This is a genomic window from Vibrio sp. 1751 (assembly GCF_033339895.1).
Lineage (GTDB): Bacteria > Pseudomonadota > Gammaproteobacteria > Enterobacterales > Vibrionaceae > Vibrio > Vibrio alginolyticus.
Genome location: NZ_JAWOVM010000077.1, coordinates 1 through 20805, shown reverse-complemented (window position 1 = coordinate 20805; position 20805 = coordinate 1). Strand labels below are relative to the sequence as shown.

At 45.4% G+C, this 20805-nt stretch carries 22 protein-coding genes and 1 pseudogene; 3 read left to right on the top strand and 20 right to left on the bottom strand.

The window, feature by feature from the left end; translation table 11 throughout:
- From R7041_RS18770 to pomA, 7 genes and pseudogenes are all read right to left on the bottom strand, one after another.
- Window positions 1–197, bottom strand: a pseudogene (locus R7041_RS18770) (23S rRNA (cytidine(2498)-2'-O)-methyltransferase RlmM); the annotation flags it as partial.
- Window positions 149–547: a DUF423 domain-containing protein gene (locus R7041_RS18765; RefSeq protein WP_025768894.1), complete on the bottom strand. Its 399-nt coding sequence runs from the start codon at window positions 545–547 to the stop codon at window positions 149–151. The gene R7041_RS18765 and the pseudogene R7041_RS18770, both read right to left, overlap by 49 nt.
- Window positions 537–1160 (bottom strand): alpha/beta fold hydrolase, encoded by a 624-nt coding sequence (locus R7041_RS18760; RefSeq protein ID WP_005383614.1) that lies wholly within the window; start codon window positions 1158–1160, stop codon window positions 537–539. Before R7041_RS18760 ends, R7041_RS18765 begins: the two co-directional genes overlap by 11 nt.
- The gene (locus R7041_RS18755) at window positions 1141–2061 is read right to left on the bottom strand and encodes a transcriptional regulator GcvA (RefSeq protein WP_005383616.1); all 921 of its coding nucleotides are present in this window, start codon (window positions 2059–2061) and stop codon (window positions 1141–1143) included. Before R7041_RS18755 ends, R7041_RS18760 begins: the two co-directional genes overlap by 20 nt.
- A 510-nt stretch (window positions 2062–2571) precedes the next feature.
- Window positions 2572–4020, bottom strand: a complete 1449-nt coding sequence (gene thiI / locus R7041_RS18750) for a tRNA uracil 4-sulfurtransferase ThiI (RefSeq protein WP_005383617.1) — start codon at window positions 4018–4020, stop codon at window positions 2572–2574.
- Between the two features lie 211 nt (window positions 4021–4231).
- Window positions 4232–5179: a flagellar motor protein MotB gene (locus tag R7041_RS18745; RefSeq protein WP_047102078.1), complete on the bottom strand. Its 948-nt coding sequence runs from the start codon at window positions 5177–5179 to the stop codon at window positions 4232–4234.
- Between the two features lie 14 nt (window positions 5180–5193).
- Complete coding sequence (gene pomA / locus R7041_RS18740) at window positions 5194–5955, bottom strand: flagellar motor protein PomA (RefSeq protein ID WP_005381564.1); 762 nt, start codon at window positions 5953–5955, stop codon at window positions 5194–5196.
- 263 nt (window positions 5956–6218) lie between these two features.
- On the opposite strand from pomA, the gene xseB reads away from it, so the two are divergent.
- From xseB to dxs, 3 genes are read left to right on the top strand one after another with little or no spacing between them, the layout of a single operon-like run.
- Entirely contained in the window at window positions 6219–6461 is a 243-nt protein-coding gene (gene xseB, locus R7041_RS18735; protein WP_005381566.1) for an exodeoxyribonuclease VII small subunit, read from the top strand.
- A 21-nt stretch (window positions 6462–6482) separates the two neighbouring features.
- Window positions 6483–7367 carry a (2E,6E)-farnesyl diphosphate synthase gene (gene ispA, locus R7041_RS18730; protein ID WP_033905843.1) on the top strand — a complete coding sequence of 295 codons (885 nt, stop codon included), beginning with the start codon at window positions 6483–6485 and terminating at the stop codon, window positions 7365–7367.
- A gap of 20 nt (window positions 7368–7387) precedes the next feature.
- Window positions 7388–9253, top strand: coding sequence for a 1-deoxy-D-xylulose-5-phosphate synthase (gene dxs, locus R7041_RS18725; RefSeq protein ID WP_064369031.1), 1866 nt, complete (start codon window positions 7388–7390; stop codon window positions 9251–9253).
- Window positions 9254–9311: 58 nt separating this feature from the next.
- Here dxs and pgpA read toward each other — a convergent pair whose 3' ends face one another.
- The 13 genes from pgpA to tet(34) form a co-directional block, all read right to left on the bottom strand.
- Window positions 9312–9818 carry a phosphatidylglycerophosphatase A gene (pgpA, locus tag R7041_RS18720; protein ID WP_005381569.1) on the bottom strand — a complete coding sequence of 169 codons (507 nt, stop codon included), beginning with the start codon at window positions 9816–9818 and terminating at the stop codon, window positions 9312–9314.
- Window positions 9819–9909: 91 nt separating this feature from the next.
- The gene (gene thiL / locus R7041_RS18715) at window positions 9910–10875 is read right to left on the bottom strand and encodes a thiamine-phosphate kinase (RefSeq protein ID WP_064369030.1); all 966 of its coding nucleotides are present in this window, start codon (window positions 10873–10875) and stop codon (window positions 9910–9912) included.
- A gap of 78 nt (window positions 10876–10953) precedes the next feature.
- Window positions 10954–11421 carry a transcription antitermination factor NusB gene (nusB, locus tag R7041_RS18710; protein WP_005381571.1) on the bottom strand — a complete coding sequence of 156 codons (468 nt, stop codon included), beginning with the start codon at window positions 11419–11421 and terminating at the stop codon, window positions 10954–10956.
- Entirely contained in the window at window positions 11421–11891 is a 471-nt protein-coding gene (ribE, locus tag R7041_RS18705; protein ID WP_005381572.1) for a 6,7-dimethyl-8-ribityllumazine synthase, read from the bottom strand. Before ribE ends, nusB begins: the two co-directional genes overlap by 1 nt.
- 169 nt (window positions 11892–12060) lie before the next feature.
- On the bottom strand, window positions 12061–13170 hold the full coding sequence (gene ribBA / locus R7041_RS18700; protein ID WP_005381573.1) for a bifunctional 3,4-dihydroxy-2-butanone-4-phosphate synthase/GTP cyclohydrolase II: 1110 nt from the start codon (window positions 13168–13170) through the stop codon (window positions 12061–12063).
- A gap of 173 nt (window positions 13171–13343) precedes the next feature.
- Window positions 13344–13997: a riboflavin synthase gene (locus R7041_RS18695; RefSeq protein WP_005383626.1), complete on the bottom strand. Its 654-nt coding sequence runs from the start codon at window positions 13995–13997 to the stop codon at window positions 13344–13346.
- Between the two features lie 8 nt (window positions 13998–14005).
- Window positions 14006–15133, bottom strand: coding sequence for a bifunctional diaminohydroxyphosphoribosylaminopyrimidine deaminase/5-amino-6-(5-phosphoribosylamino)uracil reductase RibD (ribD, locus tag R7041_RS18690; protein ID WP_064369029.1), 1128 nt, complete (start codon window positions 15131–15133; stop codon window positions 14006–14008).
- A 7-nt stretch (window positions 15134–15140) separates the two neighbouring features.
- Window positions 15141–15590, bottom strand: coding sequence for a transcriptional regulator NrdR (gene nrdR, locus R7041_RS18685; protein WP_005381578.1), 450 nt, complete (start codon window positions 15588–15590; stop codon window positions 15141–15143).
- 206 nt (window positions 15591–15796) lie between these two features.
- Complete coding sequence (locus R7041_RS18680; protein WP_054575068.1) at window positions 15797–17047, bottom strand: glutamate-5-semialdehyde dehydrogenase; 1251 nt, start codon at window positions 17045–17047, stop codon at window positions 15797–15799.
- 17 nt (window positions 17048–17064) lie between these two features.
- Entirely contained in the window at window positions 17065–18204 is a 1140-nt protein-coding gene (gene proB / locus R7041_RS18675; protein ID WP_005383771.1) for a glutamate 5-kinase, read from the bottom strand.
- A 121-nt stretch (window positions 18205–18325) separates the two neighbouring features.
- Window positions 18326–18715: a sigma factor-binding protein Crl gene (crl, locus tag R7041_RS18670; protein WP_005381584.1), complete on the bottom strand. Its 390-nt coding sequence runs from the start codon at window positions 18713–18715 to the stop codon at window positions 18326–18328.
- Window positions 18716–18830: 115 nt separating this feature from the next.
- Window positions 18831–20078 carry an esterase FrsA gene (gene frsA / locus R7041_RS18665; RefSeq protein ID WP_005381586.1) on the bottom strand — a complete coding sequence of 416 codons (1248 nt, stop codon included), beginning with the start codon at window positions 20076–20078 and terminating at the stop codon, window positions 18831–18833.
- A gap of 91 nt (window positions 20079–20169) precedes the next feature.
- The gene (tet(34), locus tag R7041_RS18660; protein WP_005381590.1) at window positions 20170–20634 is read right to left on the bottom strand and encodes an oxytetracycline resistance phosphoribosyltransferase domain-containing protein Tet(34); all 465 of its coding nucleotides are present in this window, start codon (window positions 20632–20634) and stop codon (window positions 20170–20172) included.
- Window positions 20635–20805 lie beyond the last annotated feature (171 nt).

Here is a 20805-nt window from a genome sequence, read left to right as displayed (position 1 = left end):
TCTCCATCTTGGTAACACTCGAAGACAACATAACCTGAGTTTCTCTTCACACGAGGGAAGCCATACACTTCCAACTGTGTCGCTTTGTCCTGAATTTCACCAGCACACTCTTTCTCAAAGCCAGAACGGCAATAGAGCATTAGTTGTTTCACTTGGAGACCTCTTTGATATTGAACGCAGCAAAAAAGAACAGACACCAACCAATCATGAACAGTAATCCTCCCACAGGAGTAATTGGCCCAAACCACTTAATGCCCGTCAGCGCCAGCGCGTAAAGACTGCCGCTAAAACAAAAGATGCCGATAATAAAGCAAATCGCCGCAATGAAAAAATATTTTTGTGCTTTTTGTCCCAAATTGAGCAGAAGCAGAATGGCACAAAACACAATCGCCAACGTGTGAATAAATTGATACAGAACTCCGGTCTCAAATACACCGAGCAAATAAGGGGCCAGTGTCGCTTTTAGCCCATGAGCAGCAAATGCTCCAAGAGCGACCGAAATCAGCCCAGACAATCCAGAGAATGAGAGTAACCACTTACTTTTCACTGTACACCTCTTTTATAAACGCCGCTAACTGCTCTATCGCGAGTGCAATGTTACCCACTTCAGTATGACCTGAGATCTTGCGCGGTTTGAAGCTGTGGTCACCATCAGGTAAAAAGCTCACCGTTACTTGTGACGAAAGGACGAAATCATCGAATTCCTCACGCTTACCAAAGGTGTCTCGTTCCCCTTGCAGAATCAGCGTAGGTTTCTCAATGGTTGCTAAGTGCTCGCCTTTGTATTTCTCTGGCTTTCCTGGTGGGTGAAATGGAAACCCTAAACAGGCAATGCCCGCCACCAGCTCATTTTCAGCCAACAAGCTCGACATACGACCGCCCATTGACTTACCACCAATAACCACGGGAGAAGAAGTAAAGTGAGCGATCACTTCGCTGTATGCTTCGAGCAACTTTGGCGCGCGATCGGGCGGACGCTTTTTGCCATCTTCCGAACGTTTCACCATGTAAGGGAAATTAAAACGCACTACACGAATACCTTGCTCCACTAATCCTTTGGCGACAGCTGTCATGAAGTCATGCTCCATCCCCGCACCTGCGCCGTGAGCAAAAATAAACAGCGGTCCGTTTTCAGGCCCCTCAGCTATCCAGTGATTCATCCAATACTTCCTCTTGTTCTTTTCTCGCGGTTGCTAACATCCAGTCTCTAAACGTTGCGATTCGGCCCATATCTGCCTGCTGTTCATGACACACCACATAGAATGCATTCTTAGATATCAACACCTCGTCGAATGGTGCAATGAGTCGTCCGGCTTCCATTTCAGGTTTGGCGAGTACGTTGTTACCGAGCGCGACCCCCTGACCGTGCGCAGCAGCCTGTAGCACCATCGTTGAGTGACTAAAAATAGGACCGTGGTTTACGTTGATGCCTTCAATGTTGTAATGACGAGCAAACTGCTTCCAGTCTTTACGCGAAGTATCGTGTAACAAAGTATGTAATTTGAGGTCACTTAAAGATTCTAATGGTTTGTTACCCAAAAGTAATGAAGGTGAACAAAGTGGGATCAAAAACTCTTGGTACAATTTATCTGCTCGCAAACCTGGCCAGTTCCCACGGCCATAGTAGATCGCCACATCAACATCATCAGTCAGTGAGCCTTCATCCATATCTACGGCTTTAATACGTACATCGATATCGGGCTCTTGAGCATTAAAATCGGCCAAACGAGGTACAAGCCATTGGATAGCAAAACTCGGCGGTAGGCTAATCGTCAATGCCCCTTTTTCGCTACGTTCCAACACCTTATCTGTCGCTTCCGCAATCGAGGTGAAAATATCTTTGATATCGAGAAAGTAACTTTGGCCTTCTTCTGTTAACAACAAAGAACGATTACGTCGACGGAAGAGCTTCAATGATAAGAACTCTTCAAGCGCTTTAATCTGGTGACTGACCGCGGCTTGAGTAACAAATAACTCTTCTGCTGCTCGTGTAAAACTGAGATGACGAGCAGCCGCTTCGAAGACTCGAAGCGAATTTAATGGAGGCAATCTGCGAGACATATGGGACCTCTAATAGGATTAGTTTTTTTAATCTGAAACATTATAAAATGTCCGTTGTCGAACAGCCAGATAAATTCTATATTTCACCCCGCAACACGGGCCTGAACGGCTTGATTTCTTTGGAAATCAATTGGCTTCGTTGTTGCGATGTTGTGTTTGCAAACTCGTATTTCGAGTTAGGTAGATTTCTACCATAATGTTTTGTCCACACTCCCTGTGACAAAACATATACTTCCTGTATTTATTTTTGACCTGTCTGTCAAATTTGTTACACCGCCTAAATTAGGCGGTGTTTTTTTATCTATCAAAAATCTCATCCGCATATCTGGCAGCAATATCACTTTATTACTCTTCTTTCGGATTAATTATCGTTATATCAACACAAAGTGTATGGCTTTGCGATGAGCCTCAACATTATGCTAAGTAATGGTTGTCTGTAACGCGATCAAAAACAAAAAAGGCGCAAATTGATGTCTCAATTTGCGCCTTTTAACGTATTTTAACAGTCAGCTATGGACGGTAAACTTTTACGTTGCTGAAGCCTTGCTCTTGCAAGTAAAGCGCTTGCAGACGGCTCATCACACCGCGGTCACAGTAAAGTAGGTATGTCTTAGACTGGTCTAAGTCACCAAACTGTGTACCCAGCTTGTAGAAAGGGATATGTTTCACATCCACACCTTCGATTTCAAGTGGGTTATCGTCTTCCTCTTCAGGACTACGAATATCTAGCACAACCGCGTGCTCTTCTACCGCTTGAACTTGCTCTACTTCTGGTGCGGCTTGCTCAGACTCTTTCGCGATATCACGAATGTCCATCATGCGAGCTTCTTGAACCACTTGCTCAAGGATACTGAAGTCGAATTTCTCTTCTTCAGCTTCTAGCTTGCCTTTCACCGCTTTCACGGTTGGCTTCTTAGAGATAACACCACAGTATTCTGGCATTGTCTTTGCGAAATCTTCTGTGCCGATTTCACGTGCTAGATTGATGATGTCTTCTTTATCCCAGTTGATAAGTGGACGCAGAATCAGCGTGTCAGTTACGTTATCGATGTGGCGTAGATTGGTTAGCGTTTGGCTCGATACTTGACCTAGTGCTTCACCTGTTACCAATGCTTCGATCTTCATCTTCTGAGCGATCATGCCTGCTGCACGCATAAACATACGCTTCAAGATCACGCCCATTTGGCCGTCATCGACTTTCTCTAGGATTTCCGCAACCACAGGCTCGAAATCAACTGAGATAAAACGTACTTTTGCTGAAGAACCGTATTTGTTCCATAGGTAGTGAGAAACCTGCTTAACGCCGATTTCGTGTGCTGGACCACCTAAGTTAAAGAAGCAGTAATGTACTTTTGAACCACGCTTGATATGAAGATAGCTTGAAACACCAGAGTCGAAACCACCCGAGATCAGGCTTAACACGTCTTCTTGCGTACCCAGTGGGAAACCACCTAGGCCTTTATGACGAGACAATACTTGGTTTAGCTTGTCGTTCGAGACTTCTACCTTGATCGTCACGTCTGGGTTTCGTAGCTTAACACTAGCGCTTTCAATCGCTTGATTTAAACCACCGCCTACATAACGCTCTAGTTCAATAGAGGTAAAGTCATGCTTGCCACGACGCTTCGCACGTACAACAAAGGTTTTATTTTCGAGTGCAGCACGGTTGAGTTCTAGTACTTGCTCGAAGATATCGTGCAAGTCTTTAAATTCAGTTTGCTTCACTTCCAGTACGTGGTGAATGCCTGGTGTATGAGTCAAAACCTCAAGAACTTCAGCGTGGAATTCGTTACTCTCAGAGGTCACTTCAATGTGATCACGACGGTTAAATACCGCGACAGACTCCGTGCGGCTCTTAATGATGTTACGAATGTTGCACTCTAAAATCTTTGTGAAGCGCTTGCGCACAGATTCACTTTTTACAAAAATTTCTGGATGGGGCTTTACAATAAATTTCATAGTCTAATTCGCAGGTTAGTTTCGCAATCAACAAAGAGTGACACTCAACTTCAATACTTCATACGCAGTAAAACCGCGTTTCAGTCACAAAAAGTAGTCTGAGCTCACTTTTAAGGCGCAAGATTATACACCCAAGCGGATTGGAAAAACAAAAAAAGCGAGCAATCTGCTCGCTTTCTTATCTCTTTACTGACTTAAAACTAAAGCCTAGTTATTGAATTACCGGCACTTCTTCACTGTAGAGAGGCTCGCCTTGCATAATGCTGATTTCAACCCGTCGGTTAAGCGCGCGATTTTCATCAGAATCATTCGGTAACAAGGGTTCCGTATCCGCCATGCCTCGTACTCTTAAACGTTGATGAGAGAAGCCTCTCACTTTCTCCATCTCTTGCGCGACTGATACTGCACGCTGAGAAGAGAGATCCCAGTTAGAACGATAAAGTTCCGAGTCTAGCGGTCGATTGTCTGTATGGCCAGATACTCGCACAATGCCTGGCACGTCTTTTACTAGCTCTGCAATCTGACGAACTAAAGGACGAAACTTAGGCTGCAAGAAGGCCGAACCTTCTGGGAATGCACCTTTTTCACGCACACGTATAACAATCTGCTGACCGAGGTTTTCAACTTCAATGGCGCCTTGTTCAATCTCTCGCTCTAAGGCTTTCTTGATGCTTTCCATCAAGGTTTCCATCTCTTGCGACATCTCTTTAGATTGCTGTTGCTGCATGTCCGCTTCGGCAGATTCATTGTTTTGAGTTGACGTTTCTGGCGATTGCCCACCCGTTAACTTGCCTTCATCACGTTTTGTGCCACCAGCTCGATCAGACTCCCCTTCATGAAATTCGAGCGTCTGCTGAGTGATGTCCATGGTTTGCTGCATGATGACATCAATCGGAGTTGGTTCCGGCCGACCCGGTCGAAACTCTTGGGCAATAATGCTAGTACCTTTGGGAATGTCTTTCACTTCAAGCTGATTTTGCACACCGAAGGCAAATTTCATTGATCCTGCAATTTGTTTGAACTTCAGTACATCCATCTCAGAAAACGAGAGCAGAAGAACAAAGAAACACATCAGTAGCGACATCAAATCTGCAAATGTCCCCATCCATAACGGGAGGCCAGGTGGCGGACAATCGCATTTGTTATCTTCATCATCCATCACGACTCTCCAAGTTACTCGTCAATCTCAAGGGCACGTTTACCTTCATTGAGGTAGTTCTTCAAGTAACTATCGATCACTCGCGGGTTTTGGCCATCTTGAATCGCTAATACGCCATCCATGATCAAACGGCGATTTAGCGTTTCTTGGTCACGACGAAGAGAAAGCTTATCCGCAATAGGGAAAAACACCATATTAGACAGGATCGCGCCATACAATGTGGTCAAGAGTGCAACGGCCATTGCTGGTCCAATCGCTTTAGGGTCATCCATGTTTGAAAGCATCGCAACAAGACCAACCAAGGTGCCAATCATTCCCATCGCAGGAGCAACGTCGCCAAAGGCGCGAAATACGCCAGTACCTTGCGTATGTCGTTCATCCGTAAGCGCGATGTCTTTTTTGAGTGCCGCTCTCACAACGTCGGCATCATGGCCATCAACCAGTAGATCAATGCCTTTCTGCATGAATGTGTTGTTTATTTCCATCTCTTCAAGAGCAAGAAAACCACCTTTACGCGCCGCATCGGCCATTTCCACAATTTTTGCGATCAGGTCTTCGGGTTCATCCGCTTTAAACATGAAGGCTTTGCCAGCAATCTTTGTCGCACCAAAAAACTGTCCCATTGTGAACTTCATCAACACGACGAATATTGAGCCACCAACGACAATAAGGATCGACGTGACATCGACAAACATGCCGATGCTGCCACCAAGCACCATCGCCATAATGACGAATGCAAAACCACCAATCAAACCTAATAGGGTTGCTAAATCCACAAAGCACTCCTCACGCTATACTCAAATACTGCCATTGGGCGGATTATTACCTGTATCGACAACTCGCGCAGAATTTTTAGAAAAATCTTAGCTAATGGATCACAAATTACACTTAACAACCTCAACCAAAATATGGGGTTTCATCGCTTAGACTCGTTGAACGCTAATTTTGTGACAATTATATAAGGTTAAATTTGACCAAGTTACTAGGCTAAGGTAACTTTCGTGCATCTTACCCGAGGCTTGATTAAGGCAGAAAAAAGATGGCGGTCAAGAAACCAGAAAACATGACCTTTGAAGCAACCATTGAAGAGCTTGATAGCTTGGTTGATCAATTAGAAAATGGCGATCTTGCTCTAGATGATGCCCTGCGTAAGTTTGAACGAGGCATTGCCTTAGCTCGTGCAGGCCAAACTAAATTAAGCGACGCCGAACAGCGCGTGAGCATTCTTCTTAGTGAAGATGATGAAGCACCACTGAGTGACTTCAAACCAGATTCAGAATAACAATCAGTAGTGAGCAATGTGATGCAACAGACATTGACGTCTTTTCAACAAAGAAACAATCAGCAATTGAATTTGTGGCTCGATCAGCTTCCATATCAAGAGCAGCCATTGATTCAAGCAATGAAATACGGCCTTTTGCTAGGTGGAAAACGCGTTCGCCCTTTTCTTGTTTACATCACAGGTCAAATGCTCGGCTGTAAACCTGAAGACTTAGACACCCCCGCCGCTGCTATCGAATGTATACATGCCTACTCACTCATTCATGATGATCTGCCAGCCATGGACGATGATGAACTGCGTCGAGGTCAACCAACTTGTCATATTAAGTTTGATGAAGCAACCGCAATACTGACAGGTGATGCACTACAAACCCTTGCCTTCACTATTATTGCTGATGGTCAATTAAGCCCGGCGGCAGAAGCTCAACGCATCAGCATGATCAAAGCCTTAGCGCATTCCTCTGGTGCCAGCGGCATGTGTGTAGGGCAAGCCTTAGATTTAGGCGCGGAAAATCGCCAAGTTTCTCTTGAAGAAATGGAAGAGATACACCGTAAAAAAACCGGAGCTCTGATTGATTGTGCGGTAAAATTAGGTGCATTAGCTGCTGGTGAGAAAGGTATCGAGGTTCTACCTCACTTGGAGCGCTACTCAAAAGCAATTGGTTTGGCGTTTCAGGTTCAAGACGATATTCTTGATATCATCAGTGACACAGAAACACTGGGTAAGCCTCAAGGTTCCGACCAAGGTCTGAATAAGAGCACTTATCCTTCCCTGCTGGGTTTAGAGGGAGCCATAGAGAAAGCTCACACTCTGTTACAGGAAGCACTTCAAGCATTGGAAGCTATCCCATACAATACTCAGTTACTCGAAGAGTTCGCCCGATATGTCATCGAGCGCAAAAATTAACACTATAAGCGCGCATTTATATGACTCTTGATATTTCAAAGTACCCAACACTGGCGTTAGCAAATACACCGGAAGAATTACGTCTTCTTCCGAAAGAAACATTACCAAATCTGTGTGATGAACTGCGAACGTATCTGCTAAATTCAGTGAGCCAATCTAGCGGACACTTAGCGTCTGGCTTAGGCACCGTAGAGCTAACTGTCGCTCTGCATTATGTTTACAACACCCCTATCGACAAATTGATCTGGGATGTTGGTCATCAGGCTTACCCGCACAAAATCCTCACCGGACGTCGCGATAAAATGCCAACAATTCGCCAAAAGGATGGTCTACACCCTTTCCCTTGGCGTGAAGAAAGTGAATATGACACCTTATCTGTCGGCCACTCTTCGACATCGATTAGTGCAGGTCTTGGCATGGCCATCAGCGCACAAAAAGAAGGTAAAGGTCGCAAAATCGTCAGTGTGATTGGTGATGGCGCAATTACAGCAGGCATGGCATTCGAAGCCATGAACCACGCTGGCGACGTTCATCCTGATATGTTGGTGATTTTGAACGACAACGAAATGTCTATTTCAGAAAACGTCGGCGCCCTGAATAACCACCTTGCAAAAGTACTTTCTGGTAGCTTGTACACTTCTATCCGTGAAGGCGGTAAAAAAGTGTTGTCTGGTGTTCCACCTATTAAAGAGTTGGTTCGCCGTACGGAAGAACACCTAAAAGGCATGGTGGTGCCTGGTACTCTGTTCGAAGAGTTCGGCTTTAATTACATTGGCCCGGTTGATGGGCACGACGTCAATGAACTCGTCAAAACGCTGAAAAATATGCGTGAGCTCAAAGGTCCTCAATTCCTACACATCATGACCAAGAAAGGCAAAGGTTATGAGCCTGCCGAGAAAGATCCTATCGGCTACCATGGTGTTCCTAAATTCGATCCAACGCATAATTGTCTGCCGAAGAGCAGTGGCGGTAAGCCAACTTACTCAAAGATCTTCGGTGACTTTTTATGTGACATGGCGGCCCAAGATCCTAAGCTAATGGCAATTACGCCAGCAATGCGCGAAGGATCAGGTATGGTGCGTTTCTCAAAAGAGTATCCAGACCAATACTTTGATGTGGCGATTGCTGAGCAGCACGCAGTGACACTGGCAACAGGCATGGCAATTGCGGGCGATCATCCAATCGTTGCTATCTATTCGACTTTCTTGCAACGTGGTTATGACCAATTGATCCACGACATCGCGATCATGGACTTACCAGTGATGTTTGCGATCGACCGCGCAGGTCTCGTTGGCGCAGATGGTCAAACTCACCAAGGTGCGTTCGATTTGAGCTTTATGCGCTGTATTCCGAACATGGTGATCATGGCGCCAAGCGACGAAAACGAGTGCCGACAAATGCTTTACACTGGCCATAAGCATTCTGGCCCGAGTGCGGTTCGATACCCTCGTGGTAGCGGCATGGGCGTAGAAATCGAAACTGAGTTTACGGCGTTAGAAATCGGTAAAGGGCGCATGGTTCGCCAAGGTGAAAAAGTTGCTATTCTGAGCTTTGGTACTTTCTTGGGTAACGCGCTAGAAGCGGCAGAATACCTTAACGCCACTGTTGCTGATATGCGCTTTGTGAAGCCGCTCGATGAAGCATTAATTCGTCAATTAGCCGCAGATCATGACGTGCTCGTGACGTTAGAAGAAAATGTTATCGCAGGTGGTGCAGGTGCGGGTGTCGTTGAGTTCATGATGAAAGATAAAATCATTAAGCCAGTCTTAAACCTAGGTTTACCCGATGAGTTTATTCATCAGGGAACACAAGATGAACTGCATGAAGAGCTTGGTCTCGATGCAAAAGGAATTGAAAAATCCATCTTGGATTATTTAGCAAAATAGCATGTAAAAAGGGATGCTCATGGCATCCCTTTTTTACGTCCAGTGTTTAGTTCATGGTTTAATTCATCCAGCCAGCGTATTTTGCGACTAGAAACAGGGCAACACCAGCCATAATTCCCGCCACGATATCATCAACCATAATACCCAGCCCACCGTGAACTCGCTTATCTAGCCACCCAATTGGCCAAGGTTTTACCATATCGAAAAAACGAAATAAGATGAAGCCAGTGATCAACCACTTCCATTCAGTGAGTGGAATATTCAGTGCAGGTACAATACTCATCGTAATCCAAAAGCCCGCAAACTCATCCCATACGATTGAACCATGATCATGTACTTTCATGTCTGCAGACGTCACTTGGCATATTTGAATGCCGATCACACACGAAATCAGAACAACAATGACATACGCCGTAAATGGTAATTGTGCCAACAGCAAAAAGAAAGGCACGGCCGCCAGTGTGCCCATTGTTCCAGGGATAAACGGGGATAATCCACTGCCAAAACCCGTCGCCAATAGATGCCACGGATTCTTTAATGAAATCAGAGAAAGAGGGTTGGTCATATCCTTAAACCTATACTGCTAGTTTGGTTTCAATCGTCATGCCTGCGAGTTACTCAATAGTAACAGGCTCTTGGCTAGAGCTTAGCTCAGATCATTTAAAGTGGTCGAAGCCACTTAAGTCCCAATCAAGTGGTTGATTGTTATCATGCAGCTCGAAGGTTCCATTTGGTCGGATTTGACCAATACATGTGACCTTACAGCCAGTATGAGATAAAGCGCTTTGTAACGAGCCTCGATTTTGCTCCGGCACGGTAAAACACAACTCGTATTCTTCGCCACTTGCTAAAGCATACTGCTGCGCGCTGATCTTATCATCTAAAAACTGGACTAATTCTGAAGAGATCGGTAGCTGAGAGACATCAATACTAACCCCAACCTGAGATCGCTGTAAAATGTGCTTAATATCAGAGATTAAACCATCTGAAATATCTATCGCCGACGAGGCTAAGCCAACAAGAGCTTGTCCAGCAAGCACACGCGGAGAACTAAGGTAATGAGCTCGCTCTAGTGCTTCCGCGCCGGCTCTGCTGCGCAGAGAGTCATCTAGAATCACATCCAAGCCAGCTTTTGCATCGCCAAGGTTTCCCGTTACATATACCCAATCCCCAGGCTTGGCTCCGGATCGCGTGAGCGCTTTGTCTTCAGGTACAAAACCTTGCACCGTGAGTGTCAGACACAATGGCCCTTTGGTGGTATCACCGCCTATTAACTGAATACCATAGTAATCAGCCAGTTCGAAAAATGCATCACAGAAAGGAGCAAGCCATTTTTCATCTGGCTCAGGCATCGTTAATGCAAAGCTCACCCACGCAGGCGTTGAGCCCATCGCCGCCAAATCACTGATGTTAGAAGCCAATGCTTTGTGTGCGACCCATGCTGGGTTCGCGTCGGCTAAGAAATGCGTTCCAGCTACCAATGTATCCGTGCTAATCGCAATCTGAACATTAGCTGGCGCTTTGACCAAAGCGCAATCATCACCAGCGGCTAGATGGACATCTTTACGTTGGCTCTGACGACCGACGAAATACTTGTCTATCAGATTAAATTCACCAGACATAATTCACTTACTTTTTGATGTAAAAGCTTTTGATACAAAAAAGGTCAGCATGTGCTGACCTTTTCATTGAAGAAATCGTTATTTCTTACGAATGTGAGGTGCTGCTTTATCAAGTACACCATTCACAAACTTGTGGCTATCTTCTGCTGCAAAAACTTTTGCAAGTTCAATCGCTTCATTGATAACAACTTTGTAAGGAACATCTTCGCGACGAGTCATCTCGTACATAGCAAGGCGAAGAAGAGCAAGTTCCATCATATCTAAATCCTGCATAGGACGAGAGATGTATGGACGAATTTTGCTATCTAGCTCAGCGTGGCTAAGTACAACACCGCTTAATAGTTCACGGAAGTAAGCTACGTCTGTCTCTGGAGCAGCAAGCGCTGGCTCAGATGCATGAAGTTCTTCTTCATCGTATTTGTCGCCAGACAAAAACTGTTCTTCAATCTTGGCAACATTCTCTTTAGTAATTTGCCATGAGTAGATCGCCTGTAGAGCGAATTGACGTGCGTTACGACGTGCGGCTGGTTTCACACTGGCCCCCATTAGGAATCAATTTCAGATAGTACATTAATCATTTCAAGTGCGCTTAGTGCAGCCTCTGCACCTTTATTACCAGCCTTGGTTCCTGCGCGTTCAATCGCTTGATCGATCGTATCAACAGTCAAAACACCAAATGCTACTGGAATGCTGAATTCCATAGACACTTGTGCTAGACCTTTGTTCATTTCACTACAAACATAGTCAAAGTGAGGCGTTCCACCGCGAATAACAGACCCTAGAGAAACAATAGCGTCGAATTTGCCAGTTTTAGCAACACGCTGAGCTACTAGAGGTAGTTCTACGGCACCTGGACAACGCACAACCGTGATGTTGTCTTCGCTTACTTGTCCGTGACGCTTTAGTGTATCGATCGCACCAGAAAGTAGGCTTTCGTTAATAAAACTGTTGAAACGAGAAATAACGATAGCAATTTTTGCATTTGGCGCTGGGAAGCCACCCTCGATCACTTTCATAAGCTTTCCTTTAACTCTATTTATAAGTGAAATATGTTCATCAAGTGAGAATCGCCGGATTCTAGCACAAATTTGTGAGCAATATCTAATGGAAATTGGAGGCAAATCACCGGTTCCTAGCCATTGACGAGTTAAGCACGTCAAAGACTAGGAACTTATTGTTCGGTTGTTACTCGCAGACGTACTCAACAACGTTCAGACCAAAACCACCTAACGCGTGGTACTTTTTGTTGGTCGATGACAGAAGGCGCATATCATGTACACCGAGATCCGCAAGAATCTGTGAACCAACGCCAACACGGCGAGACGTGCCTTGTTTTTTAGCAAGCGTTGGGGCTTCACCTTTGTCTTGCGCTTCGAACATCTTCACGCGATGAATAAGTAGATCGGTCGATTCTTCATGGCCAAGAACAACCAGCACACCGCCTTCTTCACCAATGCGTTTCATTGCCTTATCTAGTGTCCAGCTGCGCTCTGCATTACGATCGCTACGTAGTAAGTCGGTAAAAACGTCTTGAAGATGAACGCGAACCAGTGGCGCTTTTTCTTTCAAATCGCCCTTGCACATTGCGTAGTGCACTTGATTATCAATGGTGTCTTTGTACGTGACTAACGTGAACTCGCCAAACTCTGTCGGTAACTTGCACTCTGCCACACGTTCAATCGTTGTCTCAGTGTTATTGCGGTACTCAATTAGGTCGGCAATAGTGCCCAATTTAATACCGTGCTTCTCTGCAAAGATCTCTAGATCTGGGCGACGAGCCATCGTGCCGTCGTCATTTAAGATCTCAACAATCACCGATGCTGGCTCTAAACCAGCAAGACGAGCCAAATCACAGCCAGCTTCAGTGTGACCTGCACGAGTCAGTACACCGCCGTCTTGAGCTGCGAGAGGGAAGATGTGACCAGGCTGCACTAAATCCGCAGCTTTAGCGTTTGGCGCGACTGCTGCTTGAACGGTACGTGCGCGATCTGCGGCTGAAATACCAGTCGTTACCCCTTCTGCTGCCTCAATCGAAACAGTAAAGTTGGTGGTGTATTGCGCATTATTGTCTTGCACCATTGGTGGCAGACCTAGACTTTCGCAACGATCTTTGGTCATGGTTAAACAAATCAGGCCACGGCCATAGGTTGCCATAAAGTTGATGGCTTCCGGCGTAATATGCTCGGCAGCCATGATCAAGTCACCTTCATTCTCGCGGTCTTCATCATCCATTAGGATGACCATTTTGCCTGCGCGAATATCATCAATAATTTCTTGTGGCGTACTGATTGGCATAGTCTGTTATCCCGTTATTCTAAATTTGTTATTGCGACAGCAATGAAAAATTACGTTGCAGTGAATGCTAGTTAGGTCAATAGTTTGAGCTTTGCATCAAGCAAGTCAATGAATCTCGCGGTGTTCTGTGAGTCTGCTCTTTATCGCATGCCTCACGCAGCCACTCCCAAGACTTATGCAAAACCGTTTTGCTGTAAAAAGTCCATCGTGATACGAGACTCAGCCTTATCTTCTTGTTGTCCTTGCAGTAAACGCTCCATATAACGCGCAAGTACATCAACTTCTAAGTTGACTTTGCGCCCCACTTGAAACTGGTCAATCGTAGTTTCTTCACTCGTATGAGGAACGATCGTCAGCTTAAAAGCATTTTTACGTAAGTCGTTGACGGTTAGGCTAATACCATCAACAGTAATCGAGCCTTTCTCTGCAACGTACTTGCTAATTTCCGCAGGCATTGCAACCCAAAACTCTATCGCACGGCCAACTGAATTGCGTTCGACAATTTCACCAACCCCATCGACATGGCCAGAAACGATATGTCCACCCAATCGCGTTGTTGGCAACATGGCTTTTTCTAGATTCACCTTATCGCCTACTTGGTAATCAGCAAACCCAGTTTTCTTCAAGGTTTCTAATGACAGATCAGCACTGTAATAGTGGCTTCCGAAGTCAACTACCGTTAAGCAAACACCATTGGTCGCAATGCTATCGCCTAACTTAACGTCTGACATATCAAGCGTACCCGTTTCAACCGTGACGGTGATGTCTTCGCCCTTCGGCGTAATCGCAGCTAACTTGCCAACTGCTTCTACTATTCCTGTAAACATACTATTTCTTATCTAATTTCATTACGTTTTATGGTGGCGGTGATGCGAATGTCTACCCCAACCATACGAACGTCTGTAATGTTTAAATCTATGACGTCAGCCATAGCGCTTAACCCTAAAGCACCGATAAGCCCCCGACCATCGCTGCCCATGAGTTTTGGCGCAAGGTAAACAATGAGCTCATCTACAAGATTAGCCTTTATCATCGCACTCGCTAGCGTAGCTCCAGCTTCAACCCATAAGTGATTGATGTGGTGCTCATCCGAGATACGTTTTAATGTCGTTGATAAGTCAATTTGGTCAGCGCTGTCCAATAGAGGGATACAGTCTCCATCAGAGCGAATAATAACTCGCTCTCCATCGGTGTGGAACAGCTTGAGCGCACCCGTTAAATGGTTCTGACGGTCTAAGATTACACGTACTGGTTGACGAAGTTCTTCTCGTAAATACTGCGCTTGAACACTGGTAGGTAAGTCATCCCAACGCACATTGAGTGACGCATTATCATCAATCACCGTTTTGCTGGTAGAGAGAATACCACCACTCATCGCTCGATAACGCTGCACATCTTGGCGGGCCGCAGGGGAGGTGATCCATTGGCTCTGACCATTACTGAGTGCGCTTTGCCCATCCAAACTGGCTGCCATTTTTAATTGAACAAACGGCATGCCTGTACGCATGTACTTTATAAAACCAGAGTTAAGGGCAAGGGCATCTTGCTCTAACAAGCCGATTTGTACTTCAATTCCGGCATCACGTAACATCTGGATGCCGCGACCTGCAACTTTCGGGTTTGGGTCTACCATGGCGCAAACCACACGTGCCACTTTGGCTTTAATCAGCCCTTCGGCACATGGCGGTGTACGGCCGTAATGAGAGCAAGGTTCTAGCGTCACATAAGCGGTTGCACCAACTGCTTTTTCACCCGCCATGCGCATCGCGTGCACTTCGGCATGCGGCTCACCAGCACGATGGTGATAGCCTTCACCGACAATTTCTTCATCACGAACGATGACACACCCTACATTTGGATTAGGGGCGGTGGTATAAATGCCACGTTTCGCTAACTTAATAGCTCGTGACATCATGGCGAAATCTAAATCAGAAAACGCTCTTTCAAGAGTGTGTTGAGTCATGAGCTACTCAGTCTTCTAGGCGGGCAATCTCTTCGCCAAACTCGCGAATATCTTCAAAGCTGCGGTAAACGGAAGCGAAACGAATGTAAGCCACCTTATCGAGCTCTTTGAGCTGGTCCATGACTAAATTACCAATCATTTCACTCGGAACCTCTCGCTCACCCGTCGCACGCAGTTGTGATTTGATCATACTGATCGCTAACTCTATAGAATCGGCACTCACTGGGCGTTTCTCTAAAGCGCGTTGAATACCGCCAACCATTTTATCTTCATCAAATGGTTCACGGTTGCCATTCGATTTGATCACTTTAGGCATCACTAACTCTGCGCTTTCAAACGTAGTGAAACGCTCGCTACACGCCAAGCACTGACGGCGACGTCGAACTTGATGGCCATCAGCCACTAAGCGGGAATCAATAACTTTGGTATCGTTCTCGGAACAAAAAGGACAATGCATATCACCTCCATATCTATACCAAAATAACCTCATGAGCAATCACGGATAACCACGCGTTCATGGTTATACGGACTCTATTAAAGCTATTTGGGTATAACGCTTTCAAACCGAAATAAAAGCTCATGTAGTGTAGCGGAATTGGTATGTTAGACAAAACAAAAAGGGGCGCAAAGGCCCCTTTTTCACTCAAGATCTCGTCGAATGTGTTAACTGCGTGCTAAGTAGTTCGCTTTACCAACCCACTTGTAGCTAGTTAGCTCTTCTAAGCCCATCGGACCGCGTGCATGTAGCTTTTGCGTAGATACTGCGACTTCTGCGCCAAGGCCAAATTGCGCACCGTCTGTAAAGCGCGTTGAAGCATTCACATAAACCGCCGCCGAACCGACAGAATTGATGAACAGTTCTGAGTTTTCCAAACTATTGGTCATGATCGCATCTGAGTGGCTCGCGTTATGGACACGCATATGATCAATGGCATCTTTCACATCAGACACAACTTTTACACCAAGAGTGTAGCTCAACCATTCCGTATCAAAGTCACCTTCAACAGCATCGCGAATTTGTGTTGCTTGAGGCATCAGTACTTTTGCCTTAGGCTCTGTCACGAAGGTCACTTTATCGTTCATGCGCTCTACGATCATTGGTAGGAATTGCGCTGCAATTTTTTCATGCACGAGCAGCGTATCTAATGAGTTACACGCAGATGGACGTTGAACTTTAGAGTTCTCAACCACATTCAGGGATTTCTCTAGATCAGCGGATTCGTCGACAAAGATATGGCTGATACCAAAGCCACCAATAATCACCGGAATCGTGCTGTTTTCTTTACACATTTTGTGTAGGCCAGCACCACCGCGTGGAATGATCATGTCGACGTAATCGTCCAACTTAAGCAATTGAGAAACAAGCTCACGATCTGGTTTTTCAATGTACTGCACAGAAGCGGCTGGAAGGTTCGCCTTTGCGAGCGCAGACTGAATAACCTTCACTAATTCCATATTCGAGAAAAAGGTCTCTTTGCCACCACGTAAAATGCTTGCGTTGCCGGTTTTCAAGCACAACGCTGCAATATCAATGGTTACGTTTGGACGCGCTTCATAAATTACGCCTACGACACCAAGCGGCACGCGACGACGAGACAGTGACATCCCATTTTCCAGTACCTTACTGTCTATTTCGCTGCCTACAGGATCGTTCAAGCTAATGACGTTGCGAACATCATTCGCAATTGCAGTCAATCGTTCTTCATTAAGCAAAAGGCGATCGAGCAGCGCATCGGTTAAACCCGCTTCACGGCCAAGTTCGATGTCTTTAGCGTTTGCCGCCAAAATAGCAGCAGAGTTTGCTTCTAGCTCATCAGCAATGATGGCTAATGCTTGGTTCTTTTGCGCAGTTGACGCTGTCGCTAATTCGAAAGCTGCATCTTTAGCAGCTTTACCCATATTCGTTAAATCCACTTTGCTTCCCTCTAATTCTATTCCTGAATGACGACCAAATCATCGCGGTGAATCACCTCAGAGCCATAATCATGACCCAAAATAGAGATGATATCTTTACTGTGCTTACCCGTAATTTTAGTTAGGTCATCACTTGAGTAGGCGCTGATGCCACGAGCCACTAACTTACCGTGAGCGTTTGTTACACGCGCCACTTCGCCTCGTGCGAAGTCACCACTAACTTTGATGACCCCTTTAGCAAGTAGGCTACTGCCCTTGCCGACCACAGCATTGACTGCACCATCATCAATAACGATGTCGCCCGATGCCGCAGGTCCCGCTAGAATCCAGCGTTTACGGTTCTCTAAGGCTTCAGCGCAAGGTAGGAAGCGCGTACCCTGAGGTTCAGCACTTAAAGAGTCAAAGATAACATTCGGCGCACTACCAGCAGCAATAATAACCTCGATACCTGCGCGGCGAGCGATGTCTGCGGCTTGCAGCTTCGTTGCCATACCACCAGTACCCAATGTTGTACCGCTTCCACCTGCGATTTTACGCAGCGTGTCGTCGATGGTTTTTACTTCCTTGATAAGCTCTGCGTTCGGATCTTTACGAGGGTCAGCAGTAAACAGACCTTTTTGGTCCGTTAAAAGCAAGAGCTTATCTGCACCACATAAAATGCCTACCAAAGCGGAAAGGTTGTCGTTATCGCCAACTTTAATCTCGCTAGTCGCAACGGCATCATTTTCGTTTACGATAGGAACAATATCGTTCGCGACGAGCGCATTAATAGTGTCACGCGCGTTAAGGAATCGCTCACGATCTTCTAAATCGGCACGGGTTAGTAACATTTGGCCGATCTTGATACCATAAATACCAAACAAAGACTCCCATGTTTGAATCAAGCGGCTCTGCCCCACCGCGGCAAGTAACTGCTTACTCGCCATCTCGTTGGGCAATGCGGGGTAACCAAGATGCTCACGGCCTGCTGCAATCGCACCAGACGAAACCATTACGATTGAATGGCCTTGTTTTTTAAGCTCAGCACACTGGCGTGCTAACTCAACCATGTGTGCACGGTCGAGTGCCAGAGTGCCGCCTGTCAGCACACTTGTACCCAGTTTCACAACGACAGTTTGTGGTTGTGAAACAACTGCATTTTGTTGATTCGTTGTCATGATGTCTTCTGAAGTGAAAAACAAATAAAGAGAGGATGTTTTAACAATCAAATAGGGAATTAACAAGAGAAAAGGTGCGTTTTCGCACCTTTTTGTTTGGTATTAAATGAAAACAACCAAATTAAGCGAAATCGAAAGACTCCGTGTGATATTCGACTTCTAATTTGAAGTGTTCTTCTAAAGTATCAACCAGCTTTTGATGGAATGTGCTCTGCGTGAGATACACTTCCTCTACCACTTTTTTGGGAAGGGCTTCAGATACCCATTGCCCTTCTTTGTTGTACTTGCCAATATGATATTTAGCAGTAAAGCCTCCCTCGATGGATTCCAAATCCATCCACCAGCCCCAAAATTCACGCTTCTCAGGCGATTTTTTGTCGTCTACACATACAGATAAACAATCAAAATAATAGCGCCCTTCTTGCGATTGTGGTTCGCGCAGGTAAGGCCCTATCGCCTTCAACTTTGACATCAAGCGAAAGTGAGTCGGGCCCTGAGTCGTCTCTGACATATGAATCTCCGTTTTCATAGTTAAAAGTAAACACCCAAGAATGATTATTATTTTTAATTATCATGAGCTTATTTTTTGCTCAGATATATCACTCTTAACTAATTTAGGAGAATTGTCACCCTAATAATTCATCTTCTAGCCACTTTATGGCTAAATCGAGGGATTGCTCATATCCTTTTGTAATTGTTTTGGAACTGATTTTTTTCGCTCTACCATACTGGCTAAATAGAGCAACAAGTTGATTATCACTGTGTGGCGACACTGGATCGCCTTCGAGACTCAAAGCCAAAATAGGCACTTTGGTTTTTCGACTGCTCAGGAAGCCCTGAACCTTCAATGACCACGCCATCATCTGACCAGCCATGCTATTAATATCAACCGCATTTTTCCCCAAACGGGAAGCCAAAAGATCTAAATACATCTTCGGCATTTTTTGTAACTTCTGAGGGGAAGTAAAAATATCATGTACGGGTGCGCCTAGAGCGACACAAGCTTTGATCTTTTCCTGCTCGACAAAAGAGAGTCTGATCATTGCATTACCACCAAAACGAAACCCAACTAACCCCACTTTGTGATGATCAACCCAAGGTAGCGAGTAAAGCTCATTCAATACCGCTTGATGTAGGCAACTTGAATTCTCGGTCAAGGGCCAATGAGAGCTATGCCCTACCGAAGGCATGTCCACGGTTAACATCGCAATATCTCGCGGAGCAAGACGATTACGGAACAAACGCCACATGTCGGTTTGTAGAGTATCCAAACCAGCGCTCACCATGACCACAGGCAACTGTTTATCCGTTCTTGGTAAATGGAGGTTCGCGATGATTTTGCGATTTTGGTAAGGCACTTCAATTTGCTTGATGGTGTACTTAGTTTTTTCTGCGCCGTCAGAATACGCTTTGTTTGCCAGTACTTGAGCCTGCGATGCCAAATTGTCATTTTTTAAATGTGGGTAGCCTGCAATACTAAAACACAAAGAAGCAGTGAAGAGTTCATCCGCTGCCTCTTCTCCTTGCATTTCATTTGCTCGCTTCTGATGATCCATACCAAGCTTGATCCACTCAAATGTCCAGTTACCACTGTGATAACCCATTACAGTGTCTAACCAATCATCATTGGTTCGCGAGTGAGAAGATGAAGCAATTTTGGACAGTACGCCTTCCATTTCGATCGGAGACAATCCTTGCCAAGCCCATTGCAAGCGACGCAAATGACGATACCAAGCACGATCACCCTGCGCTTCTCGTTCATCAAGTATTTTTTTACTGGTCGGCATGTACTGGGTAAGCGCGGAGGTTTCTTTTGCTTGCTTATGTTTCACGAACAAAGTTTCGGAAAGATTTTTACTGACGTCTTCAGACATAGGAAGAACCCTAGGCTATTAGCATGATTTAATATCATAATAAAAAAAATGCCCCTATAAAGGGGCATTTCTCAATATTCTTTAACCGCGCTTATTTTTGCTTGCGGTTTACTGGCTCAGCATACTGGATTGACATATCCCAAGGCTGCTCGATCCAAGTGTCTTGAGCAATATCTACAACGTAATCATCCAGCAGCTCTTTGCCTGATGGTTTCGCACACACAGCGATCATTTTCGCTTTTGGATACATCTCACGTAGTTTGCGCGCTGTATCACCACTGTCTACTAGGTCTTCAACGATTAGGTAACCTTCGCCATCACCTTCAGGTGCTTTTAGTACCGTCATGTCGCGCTGATGATCATGGTCGTAGCTTGAAATACAGATTGTATCAACGTAACGAATACCCAGTTCACGAGCCAAAATAGCGCCAGGAACCAAACCGCCGCGGCTTACCGCCCAAATTCCTTTCCATTGCTCAGCTGGCATTTGTTTTTCAGCCAGTTCACGGCAGTAAGTCTGCATTGCATCCCAAGTGATAATGAATTTTTTACTCATTGTAATAACCTAATAATTTGAAAATATGCATCCTCAAAATCTAGCGAAGTCACTCAAAAGCGGAATGCTCACTAACTTCTCCAAAATGTTTGGAGACGAGGATTTCAAGCTGCGCAAACGATTATTCTACCGAAACACACCGCTAATACCAACGGTGATATCAAAATTCTC

What these genes read in the sequence shown, in the direction of transcription:
- xseB (WP_005381566.1), top strand. Translation starts at nt 6,219, where the DNA reads ATGGCGGTCAAGAAACCAGAAAACATGACCTTTGAAGCAACCATTGAA.
- R7041_RS18755 (WP_005383616.1), bottom strand. Translation starts at nt 2,061, where the DNA reads ATGTCTCGCAGATTGCCTCCATTAAATTCGCTTCGAGTCTTCGAAGCG.
- frsA (WP_005381586.1), bottom strand. Translation starts at nt 20,078, where the DNA reads ATGTCTGAAGACGTCAGTAAAAATCTTTCCGAAACTTTGTTCGTGAAA.
- ribE (WP_005381572.1), bottom strand. Translation starts at nt 11,891, where the DNA reads ATGAAAGTGATCGAGGGTGGCTTCCCAGCGCCAAATGCAAAAATTGCT.
- nrdR (WP_005381578.1), bottom strand. Translation starts at nt 15,590, where the DNA reads ATGCATTGTCCTTTTTGTTCCGAGAACGATACCAAAGTTATTGATTCC.
- R7041_RS18745 (WP_047102078.1), bottom strand. Translation starts at nt 5,179, where the DNA reads ATGGATGATGAAGATAACAAATGCGATTGTCCGCCACCTGGCCTCCCG.
- thiI (WP_005383617.1), bottom strand. Translation starts at nt 4,020, where the DNA reads ATGAAATTTATTGTAAAGCCCCATCCAGAAATTTTTGTAAAAAGTGAA.
- nusB (WP_005381571.1), bottom strand. Translation starts at nt 11,421, where the DNA reads ATGGGGGCCAGTGTGAAACCAGCCGCACGTCGTAACGCACGTCAATTC.
- proB (WP_005383771.1), bottom strand. Translation starts at nt 18,204, where the DNA reads ATGACAACGAATCAACAAAATGCAGTTGTTTCACAACCACAAACTGTC.
- R7041_RS18695 (WP_005383626.1), bottom strand. Translation starts at nt 13,997, where the DNA reads ATGTTTACAGGAATAGTAGAAGCAGTTGGCAAGTTAGCTGCGATTACG.
- ribD (WP_064369029.1), bottom strand. Translation starts at nt 15,133, where the DNA reads ATGACTCAACACACTCTTGAAAGAGCGTTTTCTGATTTAGATTTCGCC.
- crl (WP_005381584.1), bottom strand. Translation starts at nt 18,715, where the DNA reads ATGTCAGAGACGACTCAGGGCCCGACTCACTTTCGCTTGATGTCAAAG.
- pgpA (WP_005381569.1), bottom strand. Translation starts at nt 9,818, where the DNA reads ATGACCAACCCTCTTTCTCTGATTTCATTAAAGAATCCGTGGCATCTA.
- R7041_RS18760 (WP_005383614.1), bottom strand. Translation starts at nt 1,160, where the DNA reads ATGAATCACTGGATAGCTGAGGGGCCTGAAAACGGACCGCTGTTTATT.
- ribBA (WP_005381573.1), bottom strand. Translation starts at nt 13,170, where the DNA reads ATGCCAATCAGTACGCCACAAGAAATTATTGATGATATTCGCGCAGGC.
- ispA (WP_033905843.1), top strand. Translation starts at nt 6,483, where the DNA reads ATGCAACAGACATTGACGTCTTTTCAACAAAGAAACAATCAGCAATTG.
- dxs (WP_064369031.1), top strand. Translation starts at nt 7,388, where the DNA reads ATGACTCTTGATATTTCAAAGTACCCAACACTGGCGTTAGCAAATACA.
- thiL (WP_064369030.1), bottom strand. Translation starts at nt 10,875, where the DNA reads ATGTCTGGTGAATTTAATCTGATAGACAAGTATTTCGTCGGTCGTCAG.